The organism is Corynebacterium sp. H78 (assembly GCF_037572275.1).
Taxonomy (GTDB): Bacteria; Actinomycetota; Actinomycetes; order Mycobacteriales; family Mycobacteriaceae; genus Corynebacterium.
This window is the reverse complement of record NZ_JBBHKX010000002.1, coordinates 272,277-293,209: the sequence shown is the minus strand read 5'-3', so window position 1 is coordinate 293,209 and position 20,933 is coordinate 272,277. Positions and strand designations below refer to the sequence as shown.

Sequence of the window (20,933 nt, the reverse complement as noted above, 5' to 3'; positions counted from 1 at the left end):
CTCAACTGAGTAGCAACGCCTTTCATCCAGGTTGGCCGCTGTGCATGCGTAGGGGTAACCGAAACCCGGGGTGACCTATTCGTCTACGGATTCAGAGGCTTTCGGATCAGGTTCATTTTCAACACCCACAGCGCTGCTATCGGTGGTTTCTGGGTTGGCTTCGACCTTTGTTTCTGCTTCCTCCTCATCCTTCGCTTCTGTTGATTCGTCCAAGTCGGATTCATCTGCAACAGATTCGTCCAGGTCGGATTCATTTGCAACAGATTCATCTTCACCAGATTCATCAGAAGCAGGTTCCTCAGATTCCGCAGTCTCATCCGCATCGCTCCCCGGTGTGGAGTCGACCGATTCAGCTTCAGCGGCTTCGGCATCCTCGACACCATCGGTGTCGCTCACGTCATCGTCGTCGCCATCAGCTGCCTCGTCAGTCTCCGTGGCTACGCCAGCGCTATCGTCCTGCGTCTCCACGTCATCCTTACCGCGACCGCTTCGGCCGAGCCCTGTCATAGCAACCACCACGATTGCTCCAGGTACGGCGAGCCATACTGACGCAAGAATTCCGGCTAGCCAGAACGACACTCCAGACCAGCCATAAATGCCAACCTCGCCGCCGAGCAAGGCGGCCAAGGCGGCGACCATAAGGCCTGCAATGACAGCGGCAAAGACCACTTCCGCATAAGCGCGTTCTCCTGCACGATCACGCACGTAATTGCGTGTCAGCCACAAGCTCAATCCGACTGGAATGATCAGCAAGATCGCAAACGCCGGCGATAGCAACGACTGTGGCATTGCTGCCAAAATCGGCAGTGGCGGCATCGTTCCCGGAGACACTGCGAACAAGCTCGCCTCACCAGTACCGAGGTTGGCAGGAGCTCCCATGAGGATGCCGCTCGCAGCCAACGCAACATTAGGTAGGTACAGCAGAGACAAGGCTGTAAGCGCCACTGCGCCACCGGCATCACTAGTGACGGAATAGGCCTCTCGCGCCGTCGTAAAGTGCCAGCCCACAGAAATCAACGAAAGCACAGCTCCGGAAATCCACAGCCAACCGACAAACTTCGAGGCCAGATTCGCCGATCCGAGAACCCACTCCGGAAGTTTGCGACGACGCAGCAAAGCACGAAGAAGTCGCTCACCCATACCCACCACGACAGCTCCGGCGTGCAACGTAAATGTGGACAACAGAGCGAACAGGAGATTTGGTGTATCGACTCGGAGTACCGAGGATGCGTCCCACAGCATCAGCCATGCAATGACTGTGAAAAGAAGCGGCAACGCCAAAAATGACGCAACCATCGCTCGAACATCGCGAATACTGACAGGTCCTGCAACTTCACGACGAACCCGCCACGCCACGAACGCGAACAGCCCCATCGCGGGCAATCCAGGAATCATGCTGAGATCAGTGCCTGCGTATCCGAATGGCGCCAAATTGAGCGCCATCCACAATGAGGCAATCGTTGCGGGAAGTGGCGTGATTCCGCTGCCCATGACGGTCACCCCAATGACAGCGAGGGAGACCACGAAGAGTATTGCCAAGAAGTCTGCTCCCGCTGCGGCATAAAGATAACGTCGCGCGCGAGGAGACTTTAGAGAAGCTACTCCGCGTAGAGCACTTCCTCTCTGCCCCTTGTAATCTTTTTGGGCTTTCTGGCCCTTCATGCCTTTCTGATCACGTGCAGCGAACCGCTCACCCACTGTGGTTGTGGACGTACGCCCCGCACCACGGTCAGCGCCCATGTCATTCACGGATTTGAACCCAATGCCCGAGGTGCGTGGTTTTGCCACGCCACGCATCGCATCCGAAACGACGTCAGCGTTACGGGAGTCCCGCCGATCTACGCGCCGTGCTTCCGAGGCTTTCCCACCGCTCTGTGCCTGCGTTGACTGATCTATATAAGGAGAAGCCTTCGAAACGTCACTTCCGGCTACTGCCTCGTCCGATCCGCGTACCGAGGAAGGTGACTGCCCCGTTGCGCGACTTGTACGCGCACGACCCGATCGATTCTGACCGCTACGTCGGCGATCTTTTCGACCTGCTGGGCCTCTACGTGGATCATGCTCACTCACTGGATTCGGTCGCCTTTCACAAAGAACGTCAATGACAGGGTCCTGTAGCTAGTGACTTTATCGCGGAGTCGGGATTGCCTGTGGAGACTCGTCGACAGGCGCAGTCCGACCTGCGCAATCACAGCAGTTAACACGAATCACCACTGTTACCAAAGCGTCACATGCCGACCGCCAACGGCAGTGAAACACGTCACAAAAAGGATTAATTTCAGGAATTAAGTTGATCCGTCATTACCAATTCGTTATCGTAGCGTTGTCAGATAACAGACTGGTTACAGAAACGGTCGCTATCTGAGTATCGACTAAGAGGAGTCGCGGTCGTCAATCAGACGCCGACCGCGATTTTTATTTGCTCAGAAGTGGCGAAGTTTACGTACAGGGGAGTTTCAAATGTCTAACACCACCACCATCCGCAAGGGCGGCGCACACCGCAAGCAGAGCTCAACCGTAACGAGCCGTATTGCAGCAGTCACTCTGACTGCATCCGCAATCACCGCTGCAGGTACCGCATCTGCTGCTGCTCAGCCAGATACCAACAAGGTTATCGACCACAAGGCTGACAAGGAAACCGCAGCTAAGCAGCTGTCCACCGCCCCAATGGTTTTGGCATCGGACAACTTCTCGCCAAGCACCGACCTGGGTGCACAGCTGGCAACCGCGATCTCGTACAACGCAGAGCGCGTACAGCGCGACCTGGCACTCCGTGCCCCAACCACCGCTAAGCCTGCTGAAGGTACCTTCACCTCTGGCTTCGGCCCACGCTGGGGTTCGATGCACAACGGCATCGACGTTGCTAACGCAGTCAATACCCCAATCCTCGCTGTTATGAGCGGCACCGTCATCGACTCCGGCCCAGCTTCCGGCTACGGCCAGTGGATCCGCATCAAGCATGACGACGGCGCCATCTCCGTATACGGCCACCTCGAGACCCTCGGCGTCTCCGTTGGCGAGCGCGTCATGGCCGGTCAGCTGATCGGTGGCATGGGCAACCGTGGATTCTCCACCGGTAGCCACCTGCACTTCGAAATCTGGCCAGACGGTGCAACCCCTGTTGACCCAATGGCATGGCTGAACGCACGCGGTATCTACTACTAAGATTCAGCACTACACACGCCTAAGCGCTCCGCAGTTACGGGACTGTGCATAAGCACATACTCCCCGTGCAGCACTCACCGTAGTTCTGCGAGCACCAGAAGACTTAGCCCCCTCACGGGGGCTTTTCTTATTGCACCCAAAAGGGTGCTACTATCGCGACTATTGTTTTCATTCTGTGGATAACACCGCGAGTGTCATCCACTCCGGATAACTCGAGCAGCGCGTGATTATAACGGTTATCAGCGCGGTCGCTGTGATTTCCGATGGTTCGAAGCGCACTGCGCCACCAAATTGGATGCCCCTCAAATGAGGGGCATTTGCTGTATTTGGCGCTCAACACCACACCCGACCGGGCGCCATGGCCTACAACTTCTCCATTGGTACGCCACCCATGAGCATGAGGCGTACCTTGCCAGCAGACCCGAAGTCGATCATGGCAGTAGCACGCGGGCCAACTCCGCTGACCTCCAGAACAGTGCCAAGTCCGTATTTATCGTGAACAACTCGATCACCAGCAGTGAGATTTAGGTCAGAGTTCTTCTTCCGCTGCGGAGCTGCCTTGGAGCCACCGAAACCAGCGCTACTGCCAAATCCGGTGCGACCAGAACCACCACTGTAGCCTCCGCCACCATAGCCGCCACCGTAGCTTCCGCTGCTTCCTCCGTATGAACGGCCGAAGGCTGCTCCACTACCCCACGACGATCTCGCAGGCTCTTCACGCAGCCATTCCAGATGCTCGTCCGGAATTTCTGCCAAGAAGCGCGACGGTGGATTGGTCTGAGGAGTCCCCCACGACGACCGCGTCACCGAGCGAGTAATAAACAGTTGTTGCTGAGCACGGGTGATCCCTACATAAGCCAATCGGCGTTCTTCCGCGAGTTCTTTCGGATCGCCGAGAGCTCGCAGGTGCGGGAACTGACCATCTTCCCAACCAGTGACGAAAACGACCGGGAACTCCAATCCCTTAGCCGTGTGCAACGTCATCAGAGTGACCACACCTTGGTCATCCTCTGGGATCTGATCGGCATCAGCGACCAAAGACACTCGTTCTAGGAATGCTGCCAGGCTTCCTGGTTCCGCTTGCCCATCGTCCAGGCCACCATCGAATTCCCCAGTACCTTCTACTAGCCTGCTAGTGGAGTTTCCATTTGTGCCTCCATCATCGTCTCCGGCATTGATGTCAATGCTGGACATGAGTGCTGCCTCTGCAGAGAATTCCCGAGCAACGCTGACGAGTTCGTTAATGTTGTCGAGCCGGGTGGCATCTTGCGGATCATTGGAACGCTCCAGCTCGGCGCGATACCCCGAGCGATCCAGAATCGCTTCGATAATGTCGCCGATATCCGCCAAATCACCGCTGCTCATATCCGCCACGATCCCGTCGAGAAGTTCGACGAATCGTGCCATTGAATTCTTACTTCGCGCGGCGATCATAGGAATCTTGCCGTGAGCTGCAGCACGTAGCGCGCTACCAAACGACGAACGAGTATCCTCAGCGAACAAAGCAACGTGTGCTTGCGCGCGATCACCTATGCCACGACGTGGAGTATTGATGATGCGACGCATCGATACATCATCGTCAGGGTTTTCCAGAACGCGTAGGTACGCAACGATGTCCCGAACCTCTCGACGCTCGTAGAACCGCGTTCCGCCTACCACGGTGTATGGAAGCCCCATGCGGATAAAGACATCTTCCAGAGCTCGAGACGCGTTATTCGTTCGGTAGAACACCGCAATGTCGGAGTACTTGGCTTCACCACGGTCAACGATCTTGTCGATCTCGTTCGCGATGAACCGAGCCTCATCGTGCTCGTTGTCCGCGACATAACCCCGAATTTTCTCGCCGTCACCGAGGTCGCTCCACAGCTTCTTTTCACGACGGTTCTCATTACGAGAAATCAACGCGTTCGCAGCCGACAAGATATTCTGCGTGGAACGGTAATTCTGCTCCAGCAGGATTGACGTCGCCTCTGGGTAGTCCTTCTCGAACTCTTCGATGTTGCGGATAGTCGCACCTCGGAAAGCATAAATGGACTGATCCGAGTCACCGACCACACATAGCTCAGACGGCGGCACTGCCCCATCAGGCTTTCCGACGAGCGCGCTAATCAACGCATACTGCGCATGGTTGGTGTCCTGGTACTCGTCCACCATCACATGACGGAACCGACGTCGGTAGTACTCCGCTACGTCTGGATGCTCGCGGAAAATCCGCACAACTTCGCCAATCAGATCGTCAAAGTCCAGCGCGTTCGCTGCTCGAAGTCGCGCCTGGTATTCGAGATAGACCTTTGCGACGATGTCGTCGAAAGGATTGTGAGTCTTTGCAGCTTCTGCGATCGCAGTTTCGGGATCAATGAGCTCGTTTTTCAGATTTGAGATCCGCGACGACAACACACGACCGGTGAACTTCTTACCATCCAGATTCATGTCCTTGCCGATCATGGACAGCAAGCGCCGGGAATCATCTGAGTCGTAGATTGAGAAGTTGGAATTCAACCCAGGAATCAGGGCGTGCTGCATGCGCAGAATGCGAACACATGTCGAGTGAAAGGTAGACACCCACATGCGTTCGGCGCCTGGCCCGACGAGCCCGGCAACACGCTCCCGCATCTCGGCTGCTGCCTTATTAGTAAAGGTAATAGCCAGAATCTGTCCCGGATGCACACCGCGTTCGGCAATGAGAAACGCGATACGGCGAGTCAGCACTGCGGTCTTACCAGAACCTGCACCAGCCACAATGAGCAATGGCGAACCACTATGTACTACTGCAGCATGCTGTTGTGGGTTCAAACCAGCCAACAAGTCAGCGCGACTACCAAAGGCATCGCGATTATCGGAGCCGGCGGGAGGTGCCGACGGGCTAGTATTTTGACCTAATTGTCCGGTGCGACCGGAATTGGCGAATTGTCCGAAACCGGAACCATTAAACTCAGTGACCATGATGAAACCAGCCTAGCTGAGTGCCCGGATCACTCCTTTTGAAAGAATGGACACATGACCGAACACAAGTCGAACGACGGAATCGTCGCAGCTTTTGAGATTCGCACCCCGACGGGCACTGATGACCCGTTGAGCTCTGCTGAAATCGAGCAGTACCGCGAAGAAATCAACCGTCTCGATGCGCTGATTATCGATGCCATCCAACGCCGCACTGCAGTGAGCAAGGCTGTAGGCAAGACCCGCATGGGGTCCGGCGGTACGCGCCTTGTTCATGGTCGCGAAGTTCAGATCATCAATGACTTCCGCGACCAGCTCGGCCCCGAGGGTCCAGCGATCGCATCAGCATTGCTACGCATGGGCCGAGGCCGCCTGGGCTAAAAGCCTGGGGTGGACACCGCCAGTTACCAGGAGTTACGCCTCCAACGAGATCGACTTCGTTTCGAGGAACTCGTCAATGCCGGTCAAACCACCTTCGCGGCCCAATCCCGACTGCTTGACGCCACCAAAGGGTGCCGATGGATCTGACAACGCCCCCTTGTTGACCGCGACCATGCCTGATTCCAACTTTTCAGCAGCGGTGAGCGCCGATCCCAGGTTCTCGCTGAAAACATACGCAGCGAGACCAAACTTTGTGTCATTTGCCAACTCGATGGCCTCGTCATTGTCAGAGACTCGAAGCACGGACACGACTGGCCCGAAAATTTCCTCCGCCACAATGTCGGCGTCGCGAGGCACGTCATACAACACTGTCGGCGCATAGAAGTATCCCTGCGCTAGCTCGCCACTCATCGACGGAATCTCACCGCCGATTGCCACCTTCGCGCCACGTTCGACGGCATCGTCCACAAGGCGCTGCACAGTCTCCTGCTGGTCCCGCAACGCCAGTGGCCCCAACGTCGTTTCTTCATCCGTGCCCGCGCCCACCACAAGCTCGTCAAACTGCTTGACGACGCCCGCCACGAAAGCATCCACGTGCTTGTCATGGACAATGAACCGATTAGGAGCAATACATACCTGACCGCCATTGCGAAGCTTGGCTGCCTTGACTGCGGTGATTGCCTTGTCGACGTCGCCGTCGTCAAGTACGACGAAAGGTGCATTGCCACCAAGCTCCAGCGACACCTTCATCGACGATTCGGCAGCCTTGGCAGCCAGCATTTGGCCCACTTCGGTGGAGCCCGTGAAGGTGAATTTACGTAGGCGGTCATCATCGAGCAGAGTTGAGACATTCGACGACTTACCTGTCGGAATCACGGACACGACGCCGTTTGGTAGACCAGCTTCTTTCAGTAGCTTCGCCAAGTACAGCATGGTCAGCGGGGTCTTCGATGCCGGTTTCACCACAATCGTGCATCCAGCAGCAAGCGCGGGAGCAATCTTGCGTGTGCCCATTGCCAACGGGAAATTCCACGGGGTAATAGCCAGCGCCGGCCCGACGGGCTGACGCATAACGACAACGCGAGCCTTGCCATTTGGGCTCGTGCGGTAATCACCCGTAATGCGGACTGCTTCCTCGGAGAACCACCGGAAGAACTCTGCTCCATAGGCAACTTCAGCCTTGGAATCAGAGAGTGCACGCCCCATTTCAAGTGACTGTAGGTATGTCAGCTTCTCCTCATGCTCGAGGATCAACTGAAATGTGCGACGCAGAATTTCGCCGCGTTCACGAGGTGGCGTTGCTGCCCACGATTCTTGCACAGCGCATGCAGCATTGAGCGCTGCCTTTGCATCACCTTCTGATGCGGAAGCAACAGACACAATTGGGGTATCTGTCGCGGGGTTCAGCACCTCAAAGGTGGCACCACCTTCGGCATCACGGAACTGCCCATCGATAAACAATTGGGTGGGAACATCGCGAAGAATTTCGTCGGTAGTCATCATGGTTCCACCCTATGCACCGGCTTTTTATCTGTCACGGGAGTAGGCGAAAGAGTACCCAAGCGACATCTCTCAAACCGCACTACGCTGGATAACTGAAGCTGTTTAGTACAGCTCTACTACCTATTTCCAACTCGAAAATCTGGAGCAGGAATGACCGCAGATATCACCACCACCGCCGAATGGAGTGCACTTGCACAGCGTGCCAAGGAGGTTACCGCGACCGACCTTCGTCAGCTTTTCGCAGCCGATGCCGACCGCGCCAAGAACCTGACGTTCGAAGCTGCAGGTCTGCGGGTGGACTTGTCGAAGAACCTCGTCGACAAGCCAGCTTTAGAAGCACTGGTAGATCTGGCTAAGGCAGCAGATGTTGAGGGCGCTCGTGCCAGCATGTTCGCCGGTGAGAAGATCAACAACACTGAGGGACGTTCCGTGCTGCATACGGCGTTGCGTTTGCCTCTTGAAGCAGAGCTGACCGTCGATGGGCAGGATGTCGCTGCTGATGTGCACGATGTACTCGGCCGCATGCGCGACTTCGCTCGAGCGCTTCGTTCCGGTGACTGGTTGGGTCACACCGGCCACATGATTAAGACCATCGTGAATATTGGCATCGGTGGCTCCGACCTCGGCCCCGCAATGGTCACGAAGGCACTGCGCACCTACGCAACCGCGGGCATTGATGCTCGTTTCGTTTCCAACGTGGATCCGTCTGATCTACACGCGGTACTCGACGAGGTCGATCCAGAATCCACGTTGTTCATCATTGCGTCGAAGACGTTCACTACTCAAGAAACCTTGGCGAATGCGCATGCTGCTCGCCGTTGGCTCATCGACAAGCTTGGCGACGACGCGGCCGTCGCAAAGCACTTCGTCGCAGTGTCTACCAACGCAGAGAAGGTCGCTGAGTTTGGCATCGACACCGACAACATGTTCGGTTTCTGGGACTGGGTCGGTGGTCGTTACTCGGTCGATTCCGCCATTGGTTTGTCCATCATGGCAGTAATTGGACCTATGGACTTCATGCGTTTCTTGGAAGGCTTCCGCATGATGGACGAGCACTTCTTGAATGCGCCACTGGCGGAAAATGTTCCAGTCCTCATGGGTCTGTTGGGCATCTGGTACGGCGATTTCCTTGGCGCCCAGTCGCACGCGGTCCTGCCATACTCTGAGGACCTCTCCCGCTTCCCTGCTTACCTGCAGCAGCTGACGATGGAGTCGAATGGTAAGTCGGTTCGGCGCGATGGCACGGCTGTCACCTGCGACACCGGAGAAATTTACTGGGGAGAGCCTGGCACTAATGGTCAGCACGCGTTTTTCCAGTTGATTCACCAAGGCACCCGCATGGTTCCAGCTGACTTCATTGGCTTCGCTCGTCCTCGCCAGGATCTGCCAACTGCTGATGGTTCGGGTTCGATGCACGATCTGTTGATGAGTAACTTCTTTGCTCAGACCAAGGTACTTGCCTTCGGTAAGACTGCCGACGAGATTCGCGCAGAAGGCGTCGCTGAGGAATTGGTTCAGCACAAGGTCATGCCAGGCAACCGCCCAACCACCACGATTTTGGCGGACGAATTGACCCCAGCTGCTGTTGGTGCGTTGATTGCATTGTACGAGCACATCACGTTCGTCCAGAGCACCATCTGGGATATCAATGCATTTGACCAGTGGGGTGTGGAACTCGGCAAGAAGCAGGCAGGTGATCTCCTGCCAGCTGTCACCGGTGAGACAGCACCAGATTCGGGCGATGCTTCCACTGACGAACTGTTGAAGTGGTACCGCGCTAACCGCTAGTTCACGCGTGACGACGGAGTTTCGCTAGAGACACCAAACCCGGTCTAGGAGATACTTTCTCCCAGGCCGGGTCTTCTTGCTATTGCTGACTAATTAACGGTTCTGGTCGTCGCGATCATCGTCATTCTGGTCGTCGCGATCATCGTTCTGGTCGTCGCGATCATCGTTCTGGTCGTCGCCGCCCTTGACGTCATCGACCTTCTTCTCGATCTGAGTCGATACCTCAGGAACCTTCTTTTCGATTTCCTGCTCTACCTTTTCTGCATCGCCCGAACCGCACGCGACCAGCGTCAGGGAAAGCATAGATGCACCCGCAAGTGCTGCGAGTCGCTTCATGGTGGTGTTTCGACGATTGTTCACTTTCGTGCTCCGCTCTTTTATATTTGTGTAGGCGTTCGGACAACTAATAATGACAGCCACCGACCCCTGGGTTAGCCAATATTCGGTGGCTACTACCTAGCAACTGTAATGAGCTTGTTGTATCCCACAACAATATTTTTGTACTTGTTGTGGCATCGTTGCACCTTTGTTACCTGGCGCAGTCGCCTTTTATTGAATGGGCTTTACAGGACGTGGTACGCGTTCGGAGCGTTGTTCCACCGCAGTTCCTCGTCATTGACGATCTCCTTGCCAAATGGGAAACACGTCACTGGAATCATCTTCACATTGGCAATCGCCAGCGGGATACCGACGATCGTCAGAGCCTGCGCAATCGCCGTAGAGATATGCGTCAACGCCAACCAAATTCCAGCGACGAGGAACCAAATGACGTTCATAATGCCAGCCATAGCAGCAGACATTTCAGATGCTCCACGCTTGTCAATAACTGTGCGCCCAAATGGCCACAAAGCGTAACTTGCCATTCGGAATGACGCGACGCCTGCAGGAATTGTCACGATAAGCAGGCATGCCAATATGCCAGCCAAAATGTAGCCAAGCCATAGCCAAAAGCCGCCGAAAACCAACCAAATAATATTTAGAAGTGCACGCATGACCCCAGGCTAGCCGAGAGCCCGCGAACTCTGCTGAGCGGTGATCCGGCTAAGAGGTTATTCTCTAAACTATGTCTGCCTACGTTGAAGATGATATCTTGACTCTCCGCCTTGCCCAGGGCACTGGCGAAATTCTGAAGGGGGTCCGCAACGTTGGCCTGCTTCGTGGCCGTGTTCTTGGCGATGCAGGCGATGCGCTCTCGCAAGAGTGGATTTCCCGTGTGCTCCAGCAGCACCGTCCTGACGATGGGATTTTGTCCGAAGAAGCCGCCGATAACCGCGACCGACTCGATAACGAACGAGTGTGGATCATCGACCCACTTGATGGCACCCGCGAATTCGCTGGTGGCCGCCAAGACTGGGCTGTGCACATCGCACTCGTCGTCAACGGTCAGCCAACACACGCTGCAGTCGGTTTGCCTGATTTGGGCCAGGTTTTCCATACCAGCTCAGTGAAGGCAGTGACTGGTCCGAAGTCCGGCAAGTTGGCAGTATCGCGCACTCGCCCACCGGCCGTCGCAAAGTTTGTTGCAGAGAAGCTGGACCTGGAACTCGTCCAGATGGGTTCTGCGGGTGCCAAGGCAATGCACGTCTTGCTCGGTGATTGCGACGCATACATCCACGCAGGCGGACAGTACGAGTGGGACACTGCAGCACCAGTCGGTGTTGCTCGTGCTGCAGGTATGCATGTTTCCCGCCTTGATGGTTCGGAACCGACGTACAACAACGTCGACACGTTCCTGCCTGATATGCTCTTCTGCCGCCCAGATATGAAGGATGAGATTCTGGCTGCGGTTGCTGAGTACAAGGAACAGCACGGCGACTACTAAATCGGGGATACTTGTAAGAGAGCCCACCACGTCAATTGCACGCGGTTACGGTTCTATTCAGGGGAGTTCGGTAGCCTTGACGGCATGACCGACTCCCCTTCTTCGATCCCAACACCCTATGAGGATCTGCTGCGCGAGATCCTTAACGACGGCGTTCACAAGGACGACCGCACCGGCACTGGCACTCGTTCCGTTTTTGCCCGTCAGATTCGGTACGACCTGTCTGAGGGCTTCCCCCTCATTACGACGAAAAAGGTCCACCTCAAGTCCATCATCTATGAACTGCTGTGGTTCCTGCGTGGCGATTCCAATGTACGTTGGCTCCAGGACCGTGGCGTCACCATCTGGGATGAATGGGCTGACGAAAGCGGCGATCTCGGCCCCGTATACGGCGTCCAGTGGCGCTCGTGGCCAACGCCAGACGGCCAGCATATCGACCAGATTCAGCAGGCTCTAGACACGCTGAAGAATAATCCAGACTCTCGACGCAATATCGTCAGCGCCTGGAATGTGTCAGAGATCAGCAATATGGCCCTGCCTCCCTGCCATCTCCTGTTTCAGTTCTATGTTGCTGACGGCAAGTTGAGCTGCCAGCTGTACCAACGCAGCGCAGATATGTTCTTGGGTGTTCCATTCAATATCGCTTCCTATGCGTTGTTGACGCACATGATGGCTCAGCAAGCAGGTCTAGAAGTCGGCGAGTTCATTTGGACCGGTGGAGATTGCCACATCTATGACAATCACGTCGAGCAATGCGAGCTTCAGACTTCTCGCGCACCACGCCCGTACCCAACCCTGAAGTTGCGCAAGGCTGATTCCATCTTTGATTACGACTTCGATGACATTGTTGTCGAAAACTACGACCCCCACCCTCTCATTAGAGGAAAGGTTTCGGTGTAGCCCCAATGAGCGCAGGCCAGATGACTGAACCACACTCCAACGAGGCTGATCGCCCGGCATTTCTGGGAATGATCTGGGCACAAACCCCTGATGGCATCATCGGTGATGGCAATGGCATGCCGTGGCACTTGCCAGAGGATCTCGCCCATTTCAAAGCAAAAACGATGGGAGCTCCCGTCATTATGGGGCGTCGCACGTGGGATTCTCTGAACCCACGGTTCCGCCCTCTGCCTGGTCGTCGCAATATCGTTCTGTCTCGCACGAGCACGGACTTCCCCGGCGCTGACCACGCAACGAGTTTGAATTCCGCACTATCTTCCTGCGCCGATGAACCAGCAGTGTGGATTATTGGAGGTGGCCGTATCTACCGCGAAGGTCTTCCCTACGCCGATGAATGTGTTGTCACAGAAATCGATGTGTCAGTGGAAATTGACACCCCGGTCCGCTCTCCCGATCTTTACGCGTGGGAGCCTGTCTCACGTAGCGAATGGCTCACTGCTGACAACGGATTGCGGTACCGCTTTACGACGTGGCGTCCTCGCCAGGGAATATAAACGACTCAAGGAAGCGTTGAACTCACTATGACTAACTCTGCAGCAACCCCGAAGACCACTGAACACGTCACCATTTACGCCACGAGCTGGTGCCCTTTCTGCCAGCGTTTGCTCGCGAATTTGGATAAGAGCAAGACTCCATTTGAGGCATGGGACGTCGAAAAGCATGCTGATCTAGCGGCCTGGGTTGAGTCCGTGAACGATGGAAATCGCATCGTACCTACGGTGTTGTACTCAGATGGTACGTATGCAACGAATCCTTCGGCGCGTGAAGTTGAAGCGAAGTACGCGGAACTGGCTCAGTAGCTGTCAGATTAGCCAGAACTGCTCTCGTAGGTGTTGTTAAACACGTACGTATTGGCGAGCTCCAGAGCTGGCAAATAGCCCAGCATAAGAATGCCGCAAGCTACAACCATCGCCCAGGAGCGTCGTTTCAGTGCAAAGAGCGCGCCCAGGGCGAATGCTACTGGCGATGCGTACATGGCCAGGGTCGGTGCCTGCGAACCGAAGTCCTGAACGAACGGGCCAACGAATGGCAGCACAAGGCCAACAAGAAAAAGCACCCACGCGAGTAATCCCCACCCTGCGTTGCCGCGGGATGGTCGATTATCGCGTGAGGTGCTTTTCGTCATTCACCTAGGATAGAGGATTAATCGAGGTCATCGTGCGCCATTAGCTGGCGTGCTGCCTCAGTAATCGATCCAGATAGTGATGGGTAGACCGAGAACGAGCTAGCCAGGTCAGACACAGTCAGCTGGTTCGACACGCATACTGCAATCGGCAGAATTAGCTCGGACGCGGTAGGCGCGACCACTACACCGCCGATGATCATTCCGGAGTTCTTACGGCAGAACAGCTTCACAAAGCCGTGACGCAGCGAACGCATCTTCGCACGTGGGTTACCTGCCAATGGGAAGACCTCAACACGAGCGGAAACTTCGCCCGATTCGATCTGCGCCTGTGAAACACCTACGGTTGCGATTTCTGGGCGGGTAAACACTGCCGACGACACCGTACGCAGGCGGATTGGCGACACGCCTTCACCGAGTGCGTGGTACATCGCAATTCGACCCTGCATTGCAGCAACCGATGCCAGTGGGAACAAATCGGTGCAGTCGCCAGCAGCGTAGATGCCTGGGACGTTGGTACGAGAAACACGGTCTACGTGAATATGACCCGAACGAGTCGTTTCCACACCGGTGCTTTCAAGGCCAAGGTCAGCGGTATTAGGAATCGAACCGACAGTCATCAATGCATGAGAGCCCAACACTTCACGGCCATCCGACGTAACAACTCGTACGCCACCGTCCTCGGTGCGCTCGACAAGGTCACACCGTGCATTCTTTACGACGTCGACACCAAGCTCCAAGAGAACATTCTCCAAAGCATCCGCGGCATCGGCATCCTCGTGTGGAAGGATTCGGTCACGAGATGCGACCATCGTGACCTTGACGCCAAGCTCAGTGAATGCAGACACGAACTCTGCACCAGTTACACCAGAACCAACGACGATGAGGTGCTCTGGAAGAGCTTCCAAGTCATACACCTGGCGCCACGTCAAAATGCGCTCGCCATCAGGGATTGCACCAGGAAGGATACGAGGGGAAGCACCTGTTGCGATCAGAACGAGGTCGCATTCCAGAGTTTCTTCGCCACCCTCCAGCAGATCCACGGTGACGTAGTGCGTAACACGACCTGGTTCGTAGTCATCCAGGCGCGCCCGTCCCTGAATCATCGTGATGCCTTCGCGTTCCAGCTGACTGCGTACGTCTTCAGACTGCTGGCTAGCAAGTCGCTGCACACGCTCGTTTACTGCGGTGAAGTCGATGTGGCGCTTCGAGAAGTCTGGGCGTAGACCCATGTCATCGGCACGACGCATATCGGTACGTACACCAGTTGCTGCAATGAACGCCTTCGATGGCACACAGTCGACCAGAACTGACGAACCACCCATGCCAGCATCTTCGACAACGGTGACGTTTGCTCCATACTTAGCGCCAACCAGTGCAGCTTCGTAGCCAGCTGGGCCACCGCCGATAATTACGATCCTCTTGGACACAGATCCTCCACGTTCCGGGAATGCCACTCATCAATTTCATGTCAATCTGAAGGTTCCGCCATGTTCATCGGCCCAACTCATCAGACAACCTCTGGGATTGATACCCAAGTGTAGTGATTTTCCGAGAATCTGCTGACACCAAGCACACCGAATGCTAGGTCACTGGTCGGCTCAGTCCGTCGCTTCGGATCGATCCCGCTCGTACTGAGCGACGATTCCTGCAAACAGACGCACACCTACGCCGAAGCATTTCTCGTCAACGACCAGGTCATCACGGTGGAGATCATGCTTTTCTCCCCTACCCGACCAACAACCCAGTCGAGCCATCGCACCGGGTACGTGTTCCAAATACCAACCAAAATCTTCTCCGCCAGACGACTGTGGAGCTTGAATTACGGCATTCTCATCAACACGTCGCACAGTATCTGCGATGAGGGCCGTGCAGTAGTCGTCGTTAAGTACTGGTGGCACGCCGCGTTCGTGCTGGATGCGATGTGTAACACCCGTTGGAGCCAGAATTTGCCCGACAAGCTCTCGAAGTAGTGGATCAATGGAACGCCATGTAGCGATGTCAGCAGTGCGAATTGTTCCGCGGAGTGTGCCTTCCGCAGGGATCGCATTCGCAGCGTAGCCAGCGTTGACTGCACCGAAGACAAGGACTGTCCCGGTACGTGGATCGACACGACGCGACAGCAAGCCTGGCAGGTCAGCGATGAGTTTTCCCAGCGCATAGACCACATCGGCGGTCAAGTGCGGACGAGAAGTATGACCCCCGGGCCCCTCCACAGTGATTTCTACGGTGTCAGAGGCTGAAGTAATAGCACCAGTACGAACACCAACTTGCCCGACGCGAAGTTTCGGCTCACAGTGGACCGCAAAAATGCGCTCTACGCCATCCAGGGCACCGAAAGAAATGACATCGGGTGCCCCACCAACCATGACTTCCTCCGCTGGCTGGAAAATAAACCGCAACGGCGTAGGCAACGAATACTTCTGGTTGTACTCATGCATAGCTAGCGCGGTGGCGAGCGTGATGGAGGTGTGGAAATCGTGCCCACACGCGTGCATCACGCCTTCATTCTCACTGGAATACGGCAAGCCTGTTGCCTCCGTGATTGGCAACGCATCCATGTCACCGCGGAAAGCCAACCGTGGCTTTGCGATGTCTGATGCTTCGCTATCGACTTGATCGCGTGGATCGATATCCACCATCAAGCCCGTATTAGGGAACATCAAAGGAGCAAGTCCGACCGAACGCAGTTTGTCGGCAATGAACTCCGTTGTGGAGTGTTCCATGTGCGACAGCTCAGGATGGGCATGCAGATATCGGCGCCACGACTGCATCTCGCACTCGTTGCGCTGCCACCAATCCTGAATGAAGTCCTCAATCACACTCTTCAGTCTAGGCACTTTGGAAGAAATTCCCACCTTTCACTTCTGTCACTCTTCTGCGAAAATACATGTCATGACTGAACCCGGGAATCGCACTGAGCCTCAAAAGTCGCCGATTAGCTTGGCTATCGCTGCTGTCGCAGTAGCGTTGGTCCTCGTTGTTGGCGTGGCTGTAGGCCTCGCGCTAAACAACTCTGACGAGGAAAAGGAACCAGAAGTTCCGCCAGCTCAACAGACATTCTCGATTTCCACGACGTCATCACCAGACTCAGAATCCAGCACGTCCTCCTCCACATCGTCGACGACTTCTACATCGTCGTCCAGTGACACGAGCAGCGAATCCTCGACCTCAACGGAAAGCACTTCCGAAACGACGAGCGAAACCAGCTCGGAAACCGCTGAGCCTGACGACGACGGATTCAACATTCCTAATGAAAACGTCGATGGCCGGGGCTGGGTCAACTCGTCTGCCCGTTGTGGCGACGGCGACCGCGCATTTGCTGTGCTGGCAACCGACAAGGGCACGACGACTGTCGCGTGCGAACGCAATGACGGCAGCAAGTATTACCGTGGTGACGCCTCCGCAGGCAGCTTGGAGGCACCGATCATCGTTGATGAAGGCGACCGAATCGTCGCACAAAATGGTGATTGGAAGTACCAAATGTCCCCGGACCGACTCGTCGTTACGAAGAACAACGAGACCCAGAGCATCGAAGGCGCAACAATCTGGGGCCGAAAGTAAAATCTACGCCCCAGCCTAGTTGTTACGAGCCTTAGAGGTCGATGTTGCGCGGGCCGTAGAGACGGTCGCCAGCATCACCCAGGCCAGGAACGATATAGGCATCGTCGTTCAAGGCAGGGTCGATAACCGCAGTCACCAAGCGGACTGGGAACCCAGAGTTTTCCAGCGCTTCAACGCCAGGCTGTGCGGACAGCATGCACACCGCGGTGATGTCATCAGCCCCGCGGTCGACGAGCAGCTGCAGCGCATGCAGCAAAGACCCACCTGTAGCCAGCATTGGATCAACCAGGAACACAGGGCATCCTGACAGATCCTTTGGCAGCGCTTCCAAGTAAGGAACTGGCTCGTGGGTTTCTTCGTCTCGCGCAAGACCAATGAACCCCACCTGCGCATCAGGAATCATGGACAATGCTGGATCAATCATGCCCAGCCCGGCTCGGATCACCGGCACGATGATTGGTGGCTTCTGCAAACGGAAACCTGGCGCAGTGGTCACTGGGGTTTCCACATCGAACTCTTCAACTGGCAGGTTACGACTTGCCTCGTAAATCAACATTGCACCCAGGTCCGCGAGTGCGGCTCGGAAGCCAGAATTGTTGGTTCGTGCGTCGCGCATGATGGTGAGGCGCGATGCAGCGAGTGGATGGTTAACGACAGTGATCTCCATGGCTCCCAAAATACCGGCAAATCGGGATGGAACGAATCTGCATCCTGCACCGTCAGTACTAAATGAACTGACATATTCATCACATCGGACTGTTCGGTCGCGCCGGGCAGTTTCCAAATACGTGTGCGGGGGCTTTCATGGATACGTTTTCAAGGGCTGAATTCAGCCCACAAGGACTACTTACAGCCGCATCAGAGGCGGAAGAAAAGGACGGTAACAGCGATGGCAGAGCATTGCCAGAGGGAAGCCACCTTGCTTCGCTTCTGCTGGAGCAATCTCCATACTCAGCATGTTTGTCACGATTCTTTGCTGCTGCAGAGACGGTGAGAGTGCGGCAGGGGGAAGCCGTCGACAAGCTTGGAGCCTATGCGCTCGCGACAAGTGAAGCTCTAGCGTGGACCGGGCGGGCGGTAGGAAATGCGGAAAATGAAACGCAGCGGGCACTAAGCACAATCGAAGCTTGCCTTCCAGCTCGGATGGAGGGGTAACCGATGCTCGATGTGGTTAGCCGTGTGCCGGAGAAACTAGCGCAATGGGTTCCTGCAGAGCTGGCTCAGGTTCTTGACTCCATGAACTCATCAACTGTGCCAACTGCCGTGGCAAGTCCAGACGAGTGGAGTCAGTTGGCAGATTTGGTTACGCAGAGCTGGACAGACGGTGATGGAGATCATGCTGCATCCAGTTTGATGTCTACAGCTGAAAGCGCTGCCGAATTGTTTGACCGTAACAGCACTATCGATGGCGCGATTGCGGATGGGCAGGCTGCGATCTCTAGTGCAGTGTGTGATCTTGCAGGAATCGCAGAGCGGTTTCTGTGTGAAGTCGGGGCATCGGTGGCGGGTGTATCAACAGATGGGGCAACTGCTGCTTCCCCTTCGATGTTGAATCATGTCATCGCTGCACTAGCTTCTGGTGCGATGGCGGAAGCTGATGCGCGGATGCGATTGTTGGAATCGGAACTTGCCACATGCTCGGAGACGCTGGAAGCCACCTCCGATGATCCCGTTATGGTGCCAGACCCTCCGCAGGAAGCTGCGTCGGAAGCCCCAGCGCAGGAACATGCTTCCGCTACCCCGGCACCGGCTCTTGAGCTCGAGGTCGCTCAGGAAGAACTATCTACGCCCGTTTCAGAAGCAACTCCTGCAGCTGCAGCCGAGGCAAGCCCTGTGTCACATGCAGACAGCACAGCGGAAACCGCAGAAGACTCCACTGAAGCCGACGGACACCCTGACTCCGATATCGCTGACATTGCTGGAGCGCCAACTCCTGAAGCTGCGGCAGCGGTGCAACACGCATTGTCGGCTGTAGGGACGCCATACCAATGGGGCGGGAATCAACCTGGTGTCGGGTTAGATTGCTCTGGGCTCACCCACTGGGCATACGGCGAGGCAGGAGTCGAGATTCCTCGTACCGCAGCGGAGCAAGCCATCGGCCGCCAAGTTCAAGCGGATGAGCTTCTACCCGGCGATCTCGTTGTCTGGGAAGGACACGTGGCGATGGTTATCGGAGATGGCCAGATGGTGGAAGCAGGAGATCCTGTGCAAACGAATCCTATTCGTACCGAAAACGTCGGCATGGCGTTCTATGGCTTTTACCGGCCAACGGGTTAGGCCACCGGTTCTCGGAGAGCTCACACGCAGGGTAGGACTTGGCCCGCAGATACGTGAGCCGATCACCAAGTGGCACACAATTGCGGGTATCCTGCGAGAATAAACTGATTCGCACTACCCCTAAGGAATTGAAGGGAACAATGGCCAGACAGCGCATTGTCGCAGTTGAGCTCGAGCTGACCGAGGGCACCGCACACACGCTGTGGGCACCGAACTGGCGTGAAGGCAATGCCGAATGGCAAGCCATTCTCGGCGCTGGCGACGATGCTTACCTGTTTAAGTCTGCTGCGGAACTGCACGCATTCATCGATTCCGATGCCAGGCACGACCTGACCGAGCATGCAGCATGGCGTTCATTCGTCGCTGGGTTACCTACAAACGCTGTCGCTGACTCGGATGAACGCTACGACTTTATTGGACTTCCCAGTGTCCTGGCAGATCGCCCAAGCAAGGAAAATGTTGCCGAAGTCAGCAAGATTTTCGCTATGGCACGTGCCCTAGGCAATATCGGTGGCCTCAAATCGACGAATCGCATGTTCGCTGCGAATTCCGTATTGGCCGCCGTGGAGAACGGCGCGGACCACTTCACGGGCCCTGGATACGCTCAATGGAGTTCCATCGGTCGCGTTATCCAGTCTCAGTGGAACGATGTGCTCGATGAACTGGATTCCCTGTGGGTCGACACTCCCGAGCTTGACGACGATGCCGTGGCTGCCTCCGAAACCGCTCTGGCGACCGCTGCTGCCGAGCTGAAAAAGAAGCGTGAAGAAGAAGAAAAAGCTCGCGAAGCTGCTGCAGCCGCAGAGAAGGAAGCCTCCAAGAATGCCGACCCATACGACTCCACTGTGTGGGCCCAGGCAGGCATCGACCCCATCAAAATTTCCATCAACGGTCGCACGTTGTACACGCTGCGCTGCTACCTCGGGAGCCGTCCAGTCTTCTTAGGGCACGCAGGCACGATCAACACCTTCTCCCAGCCTCGCACGCTAGTCCGCTGGCTCCTGGAAAACGATGAGCATGATCTGGCTCGCCTCATCACATGGGACGACATCATGACTGCTGCAAACGCCGGCGAACTCGAAGCAACCGTCCACGAAGTCAACCACTACTCTTTCGCTGGTTTGGCTGAAGACATTAAGGCTGGCCCCTCGAAGATTGACCGCAAGCAGCTCTCCCGAGCCTATGATCTGCTCGCCGACGCAGCGGACTGGGCCGGCGATGATTCCGTCAACGAAGTACTCGCCAGCAATCAGCAACTGCAATGGCTGCTCAACTACTTGCTCGACACCGGTGAGAAGTCCGAGCCCGTTCCTCCTTATTCCGAGGAAGCAGCAGGCTGGGAACGCCTCGAATCCGATCTCATCGCCCGCTTTACGACGAAGCTGTAACGGCCTCCCGTCGTAAAGCCAA

Annotated in this window: 19 protein-coding genes; 10 read left to right on the top strand and 9 right to left on the bottom strand. The window is 55.9% G+C overall.

Going from position 1 to position 20,933, the window contains the following annotated elements; translation table 11 throughout:
- Positions 1-75: 75 nt before the first annotated feature.
- Positions 76-2,070, bottom strand: coding sequence for a cell division protein PerM (locus tag WG934_RS02510; protein ID WP_339988565.1), 1,995 nt, complete (start codon positions 2,068-2,070; stop codon positions 76-78).
- A gap of 390 nt (positions 2,071-2,460) precedes the next feature.
- Here WG934_RS02510 and WG934_RS02505 point away from each other — a divergent pair, with 390 nt between their 5' ends.
- A complete protein-coding gene (locus tag WG934_RS02505) occupies positions 2,461-3,165 on the top strand; it encodes a M23 family metallopeptidase (protein WP_339988563.1) in 705 nt (234 codons plus the stop codon).
- Between the two features lie 363 nt (positions 3,166-3,528).
- Here WG934_RS02505 and WG934_RS02500 read toward each other — a convergent pair whose 3' ends face one another.
- The gene (locus WG934_RS02500; RefSeq protein WP_339988562.1) at positions 3,529-6,108 is read right to left on the bottom strand and encodes a UvrD-helicase domain-containing protein; all 2,580 of its coding nucleotides are present in this window, start codon (positions 6,106-6,108) and stop codon (positions 3,529-3,531) included.
- A gap of 54 nt (positions 6,109-6,162) precedes the next feature.
- Between WG934_RS02500 and WG934_RS02495 the strand changes: the two genes are divergently transcribed.
- Positions 6,163-6,486 (top strand): chorismate mutase, encoded by a 324-nt coding sequence (locus WG934_RS02495; RefSeq protein ID WP_339977230.1) that lies wholly within the window; start codon positions 6,163-6,165, stop codon positions 6,484-6,486.
- 33 nt (positions 6,487-6,519) lie between these two features.
- On the opposite strand, the gene WG934_RS02490 is transcribed toward WG934_RS02495, so the two are convergent.
- The gene (locus WG934_RS02490; RefSeq protein ID WP_445228199.1) at positions 6,520-7,986 is read right to left on the bottom strand and encodes an NAD-dependent succinate-semialdehyde dehydrogenase; all 1,467 of its coding nucleotides are present in this window, start codon (positions 7,984-7,986) and stop codon (positions 6,520-6,522) included.
- Between the two features lie 153 nt (positions 7,987-8,139).
- On the opposite strand from WG934_RS02490, the gene pgi reads away from it, so the two are divergent.
- A complete protein-coding gene (gene pgi, locus WG934_RS02485) occupies positions 8,140-9,777 on the top strand; it encodes a glucose-6-phosphate isomerase (RefSeq protein WP_339988560.1) in 1,638 nt (545 codons plus the stop codon).
- Positions 9,778-9,870: 93 nt separating this feature from the next.
- On the opposite strand, the gene WG934_RS02480 is transcribed toward pgi, so the two are convergent.
- On the bottom strand, positions 9,871-10,137 hold the full coding sequence (locus tag WG934_RS02480) for a hypothetical protein (protein WP_339988559.1): 267 nt from the start codon (positions 10,135-10,137) through the stop codon (positions 9,871-9,873).
- Positions 10,138-10,340: 203 nt separating this feature from the next.
- Positions 10,341-10,769, bottom strand: a complete 429-nt coding sequence (locus tag WG934_RS02475; RefSeq protein WP_339988557.1) for a YccF domain-containing protein — start codon at positions 10,767-10,769, stop codon at positions 10,341-10,343.
- A gap of 71 nt (positions 10,770-10,840) precedes the next feature.
- Between WG934_RS02475 and WG934_RS02470 the strand changes: the two genes are divergently transcribed.
- The 4 genes from WG934_RS02470 to WG934_RS02455 all read left to right on the top strand — a co-directional run bounded on the left by WG934_RS02470 (position 10,841) and on the right by WG934_RS02455 (position 13,359).
- Complete coding sequence (locus WG934_RS02470; RefSeq protein WP_339977220.1) at positions 10,841-11,599, top strand: 3'(2'),5'-bisphosphate nucleotidase CysQ; 759 nt, start codon at positions 10,841-10,843, stop codon at positions 11,597-11,599.
- Between the two features lie 84 nt (positions 11,600-11,683).
- Complete coding sequence (locus WG934_RS02465; RefSeq protein WP_339977218.1) at positions 11,684-12,499, top strand: thymidylate synthase; 816 nt, start codon at positions 11,684-11,686, stop codon at positions 12,497-12,499.
- Positions 12,500-12,519: 20 nt separating this feature from the next.
- Positions 12,520-13,053: a dihydrofolate reductase gene (locus tag WG934_RS02460; protein ID WP_339988555.1), complete on the top strand. Its 534-nt coding sequence runs from the start codon at positions 12,520-12,522 to the stop codon at positions 13,051-13,053.
- Positions 13,054-13,080: 27 nt separating this feature from the next.
- Entirely contained in the window at positions 13,081-13,359 is a 279-nt protein-coding gene (locus WG934_RS02455) for a mycoredoxin (RefSeq protein ID WP_339977214.1), read from the top strand.
- A gap of 8 nt (positions 13,360-13,367) precedes the next feature.
- On the opposite strand, the gene WG934_RS02450 is transcribed toward WG934_RS02455, so the two are convergent.
- The 3 genes from WG934_RS02450 to WG934_RS02440 form a co-directional block, all read right to left on the bottom strand.
- Complete coding sequence (locus WG934_RS02450) at positions 13,368-13,685, bottom strand: hypothetical protein (protein ID WP_339977213.1); 318 nt, start codon at positions 13,683-13,685, stop codon at positions 13,368-13,370.
- A 17-nt stretch (positions 13,686-13,702) separates the two neighbouring features.
- Positions 13,703-15,112, bottom strand: coding sequence for an NAD(P)H-quinone dehydrogenase (locus tag WG934_RS02445; protein WP_339977211.1), 1,410 nt, complete (start codon positions 15,110-15,112; stop codon positions 13,703-13,705).
- Positions 15,113-15,283: 171 nt separating this feature from the next.
- Positions 15,284-16,504, bottom strand: a complete 1,221-nt coding sequence (locus tag WG934_RS02440) for an amidohydrolase (protein ID WP_339977209.1) — start codon at positions 16,502-16,504, stop codon at positions 15,284-15,286.
- Between the two features lie 73 nt (positions 16,505-16,577).
- Here WG934_RS02440 and WG934_RS02435 point away from each other — a divergent pair, with 73 nt between their 5' ends.
- Positions 16,578-17,246 (top strand): hypothetical protein, encoded by a 669-nt coding sequence (locus tag WG934_RS02435; RefSeq protein WP_339988553.1) that lies wholly within the window; start codon positions 16,578-16,580, stop codon positions 17,244-17,246.
- A gap of 31 nt (positions 17,247-17,277) precedes the next feature.
- Here the strand turns inward: WG934_RS02435 and upp are convergent, their stop codons facing one another.
- Positions 17,278-17,913 carry a uracil phosphoribosyltransferase gene (gene upp / locus WG934_RS02430; RefSeq protein ID WP_339977205.1) on the bottom strand — a complete coding sequence of 212 codons (636 nt, stop codon included), beginning with the start codon at positions 17,911-17,913 and terminating at the stop codon, positions 17,278-17,280.
- Between the two features lie 491 nt (positions 17,914-18,404).
- Between upp and WG934_RS02425 the strand changes: the two genes are divergently transcribed.
- Together WG934_RS02425 and WG934_RS02420 are read left to right on the top strand one after the other, a co-directional pair.
- Positions 18,405-19,523 carry a C40 family peptidase gene (locus WG934_RS02425; RefSeq protein WP_339988551.1) on the top strand — a complete coding sequence of 373 codons (1,119 nt, stop codon included), beginning with the start codon at positions 18,405-18,407 and terminating at the stop codon, positions 19,521-19,523.
- Positions 19,524-19,663: 140 nt separating this feature from the next.
- Positions 19,664-20,911, top strand: coding sequence for a hypothetical protein (locus tag WG934_RS02420; protein WP_339988550.1), 1,248 nt, complete (start codon positions 19,664-19,666; stop codon positions 20,909-20,911).
- Positions 20,912-20,933: the final 22 nt, after the last annotated feature.

Excerpts from the sequence above, each read along its gene's own strand:
- WG934_RS02505 (WP_339988563.1), top strand. The coding sequence starts at position 2,461 with ATGTCTAACACCACCACCATCCGCAAGGGCGGCGCACACCGCAAGCAG.
- WG934_RS02500 (WP_339988562.1), bottom strand. The coding sequence starts at position 6,108 with ATGGTCACTGAGTTTAATGGTTCCGGTTTCGGACAATTCGCCAATTCC.
- WG934_RS02495 (WP_339977230.1), top strand. The coding sequence starts at position 6,163 with ATGACCGAACACAAGTCGAACGACGGAATCGTCGCAGCTTTTGAGATT.
- WG934_RS02490 (WP_445228199.1), bottom strand. The coding sequence starts at position 7,986 with ATGACTACCGACGAAATTCTTCGCGATGTTCCCACCCAATTGTTTATC.
- pgi (WP_339988560.1), top strand. The coding sequence starts at position 8,140 with ATGACCGCAGATATCACCACCACCGCCGAATGGAGTGCACTTGCACAG.
- WG934_RS02475 (WP_339988557.1), bottom strand. The coding sequence starts at position 10,769 with ATGCGTGCACTTCTAAATATTATTTGGTTGGTTTTCGGCGGCTTTTGG.
- WG934_RS02470 (WP_339977220.1), top strand. The coding sequence starts at position 10,841 with ATGTCTGCCTACGTTGAAGATGATATCTTGACTCTCCGCCTTGCCCAG.
- WG934_RS02465 (WP_339977218.1), top strand. The coding sequence starts at position 11,684 with ATGACCGACTCCCCTTCTTCGATCCCAACACCCTATGAGGATCTGCTG.
- WG934_RS02460 (WP_339988555.1), top strand. The coding sequence starts at position 12,520 with ATGACTGAACCACACTCCAACGAGGCTGATCGCCCGGCATTTCTGGGA.
- WG934_RS02455 (WP_339977214.1), top strand. The coding sequence starts at position 13,081 with ATGACTAACTCTGCAGCAACCCCGAAGACCACTGAACACGTCACCATT.
- WG934_RS02450 (WP_339977213.1), bottom strand. The coding sequence starts at position 13,685 with ATGACGAAAAGCACCTCACGCGATAATCGACCATCCCGCGGCAACGCA.
- WG934_RS02435 (WP_339988553.1), top strand. The coding sequence starts at position 16,578 with ATGACTGAACCCGGGAATCGCACTGAGCCTCAAAAGTCGCCGATTAGC.
- upp (WP_339977205.1), bottom strand. The coding sequence starts at position 17,913 with ATGGAGATCACTGTCGTTAACCATCCACTCGCTGCATCGCGCCTCACC.
- WG934_RS02425 (WP_339988551.1), top strand. The coding sequence starts at position 18,405 with ATGCTCGATGTGGTTAGCCGTGTGCCGGAGAAACTAGCGCAATGGGTT.
- WG934_RS02420 (WP_339988550.1), top strand. The coding sequence starts at position 19,664 with ATGGCCAGACAGCGCATTGTCGCAGTTGAGCTCGAGCTGACCGAGGGC.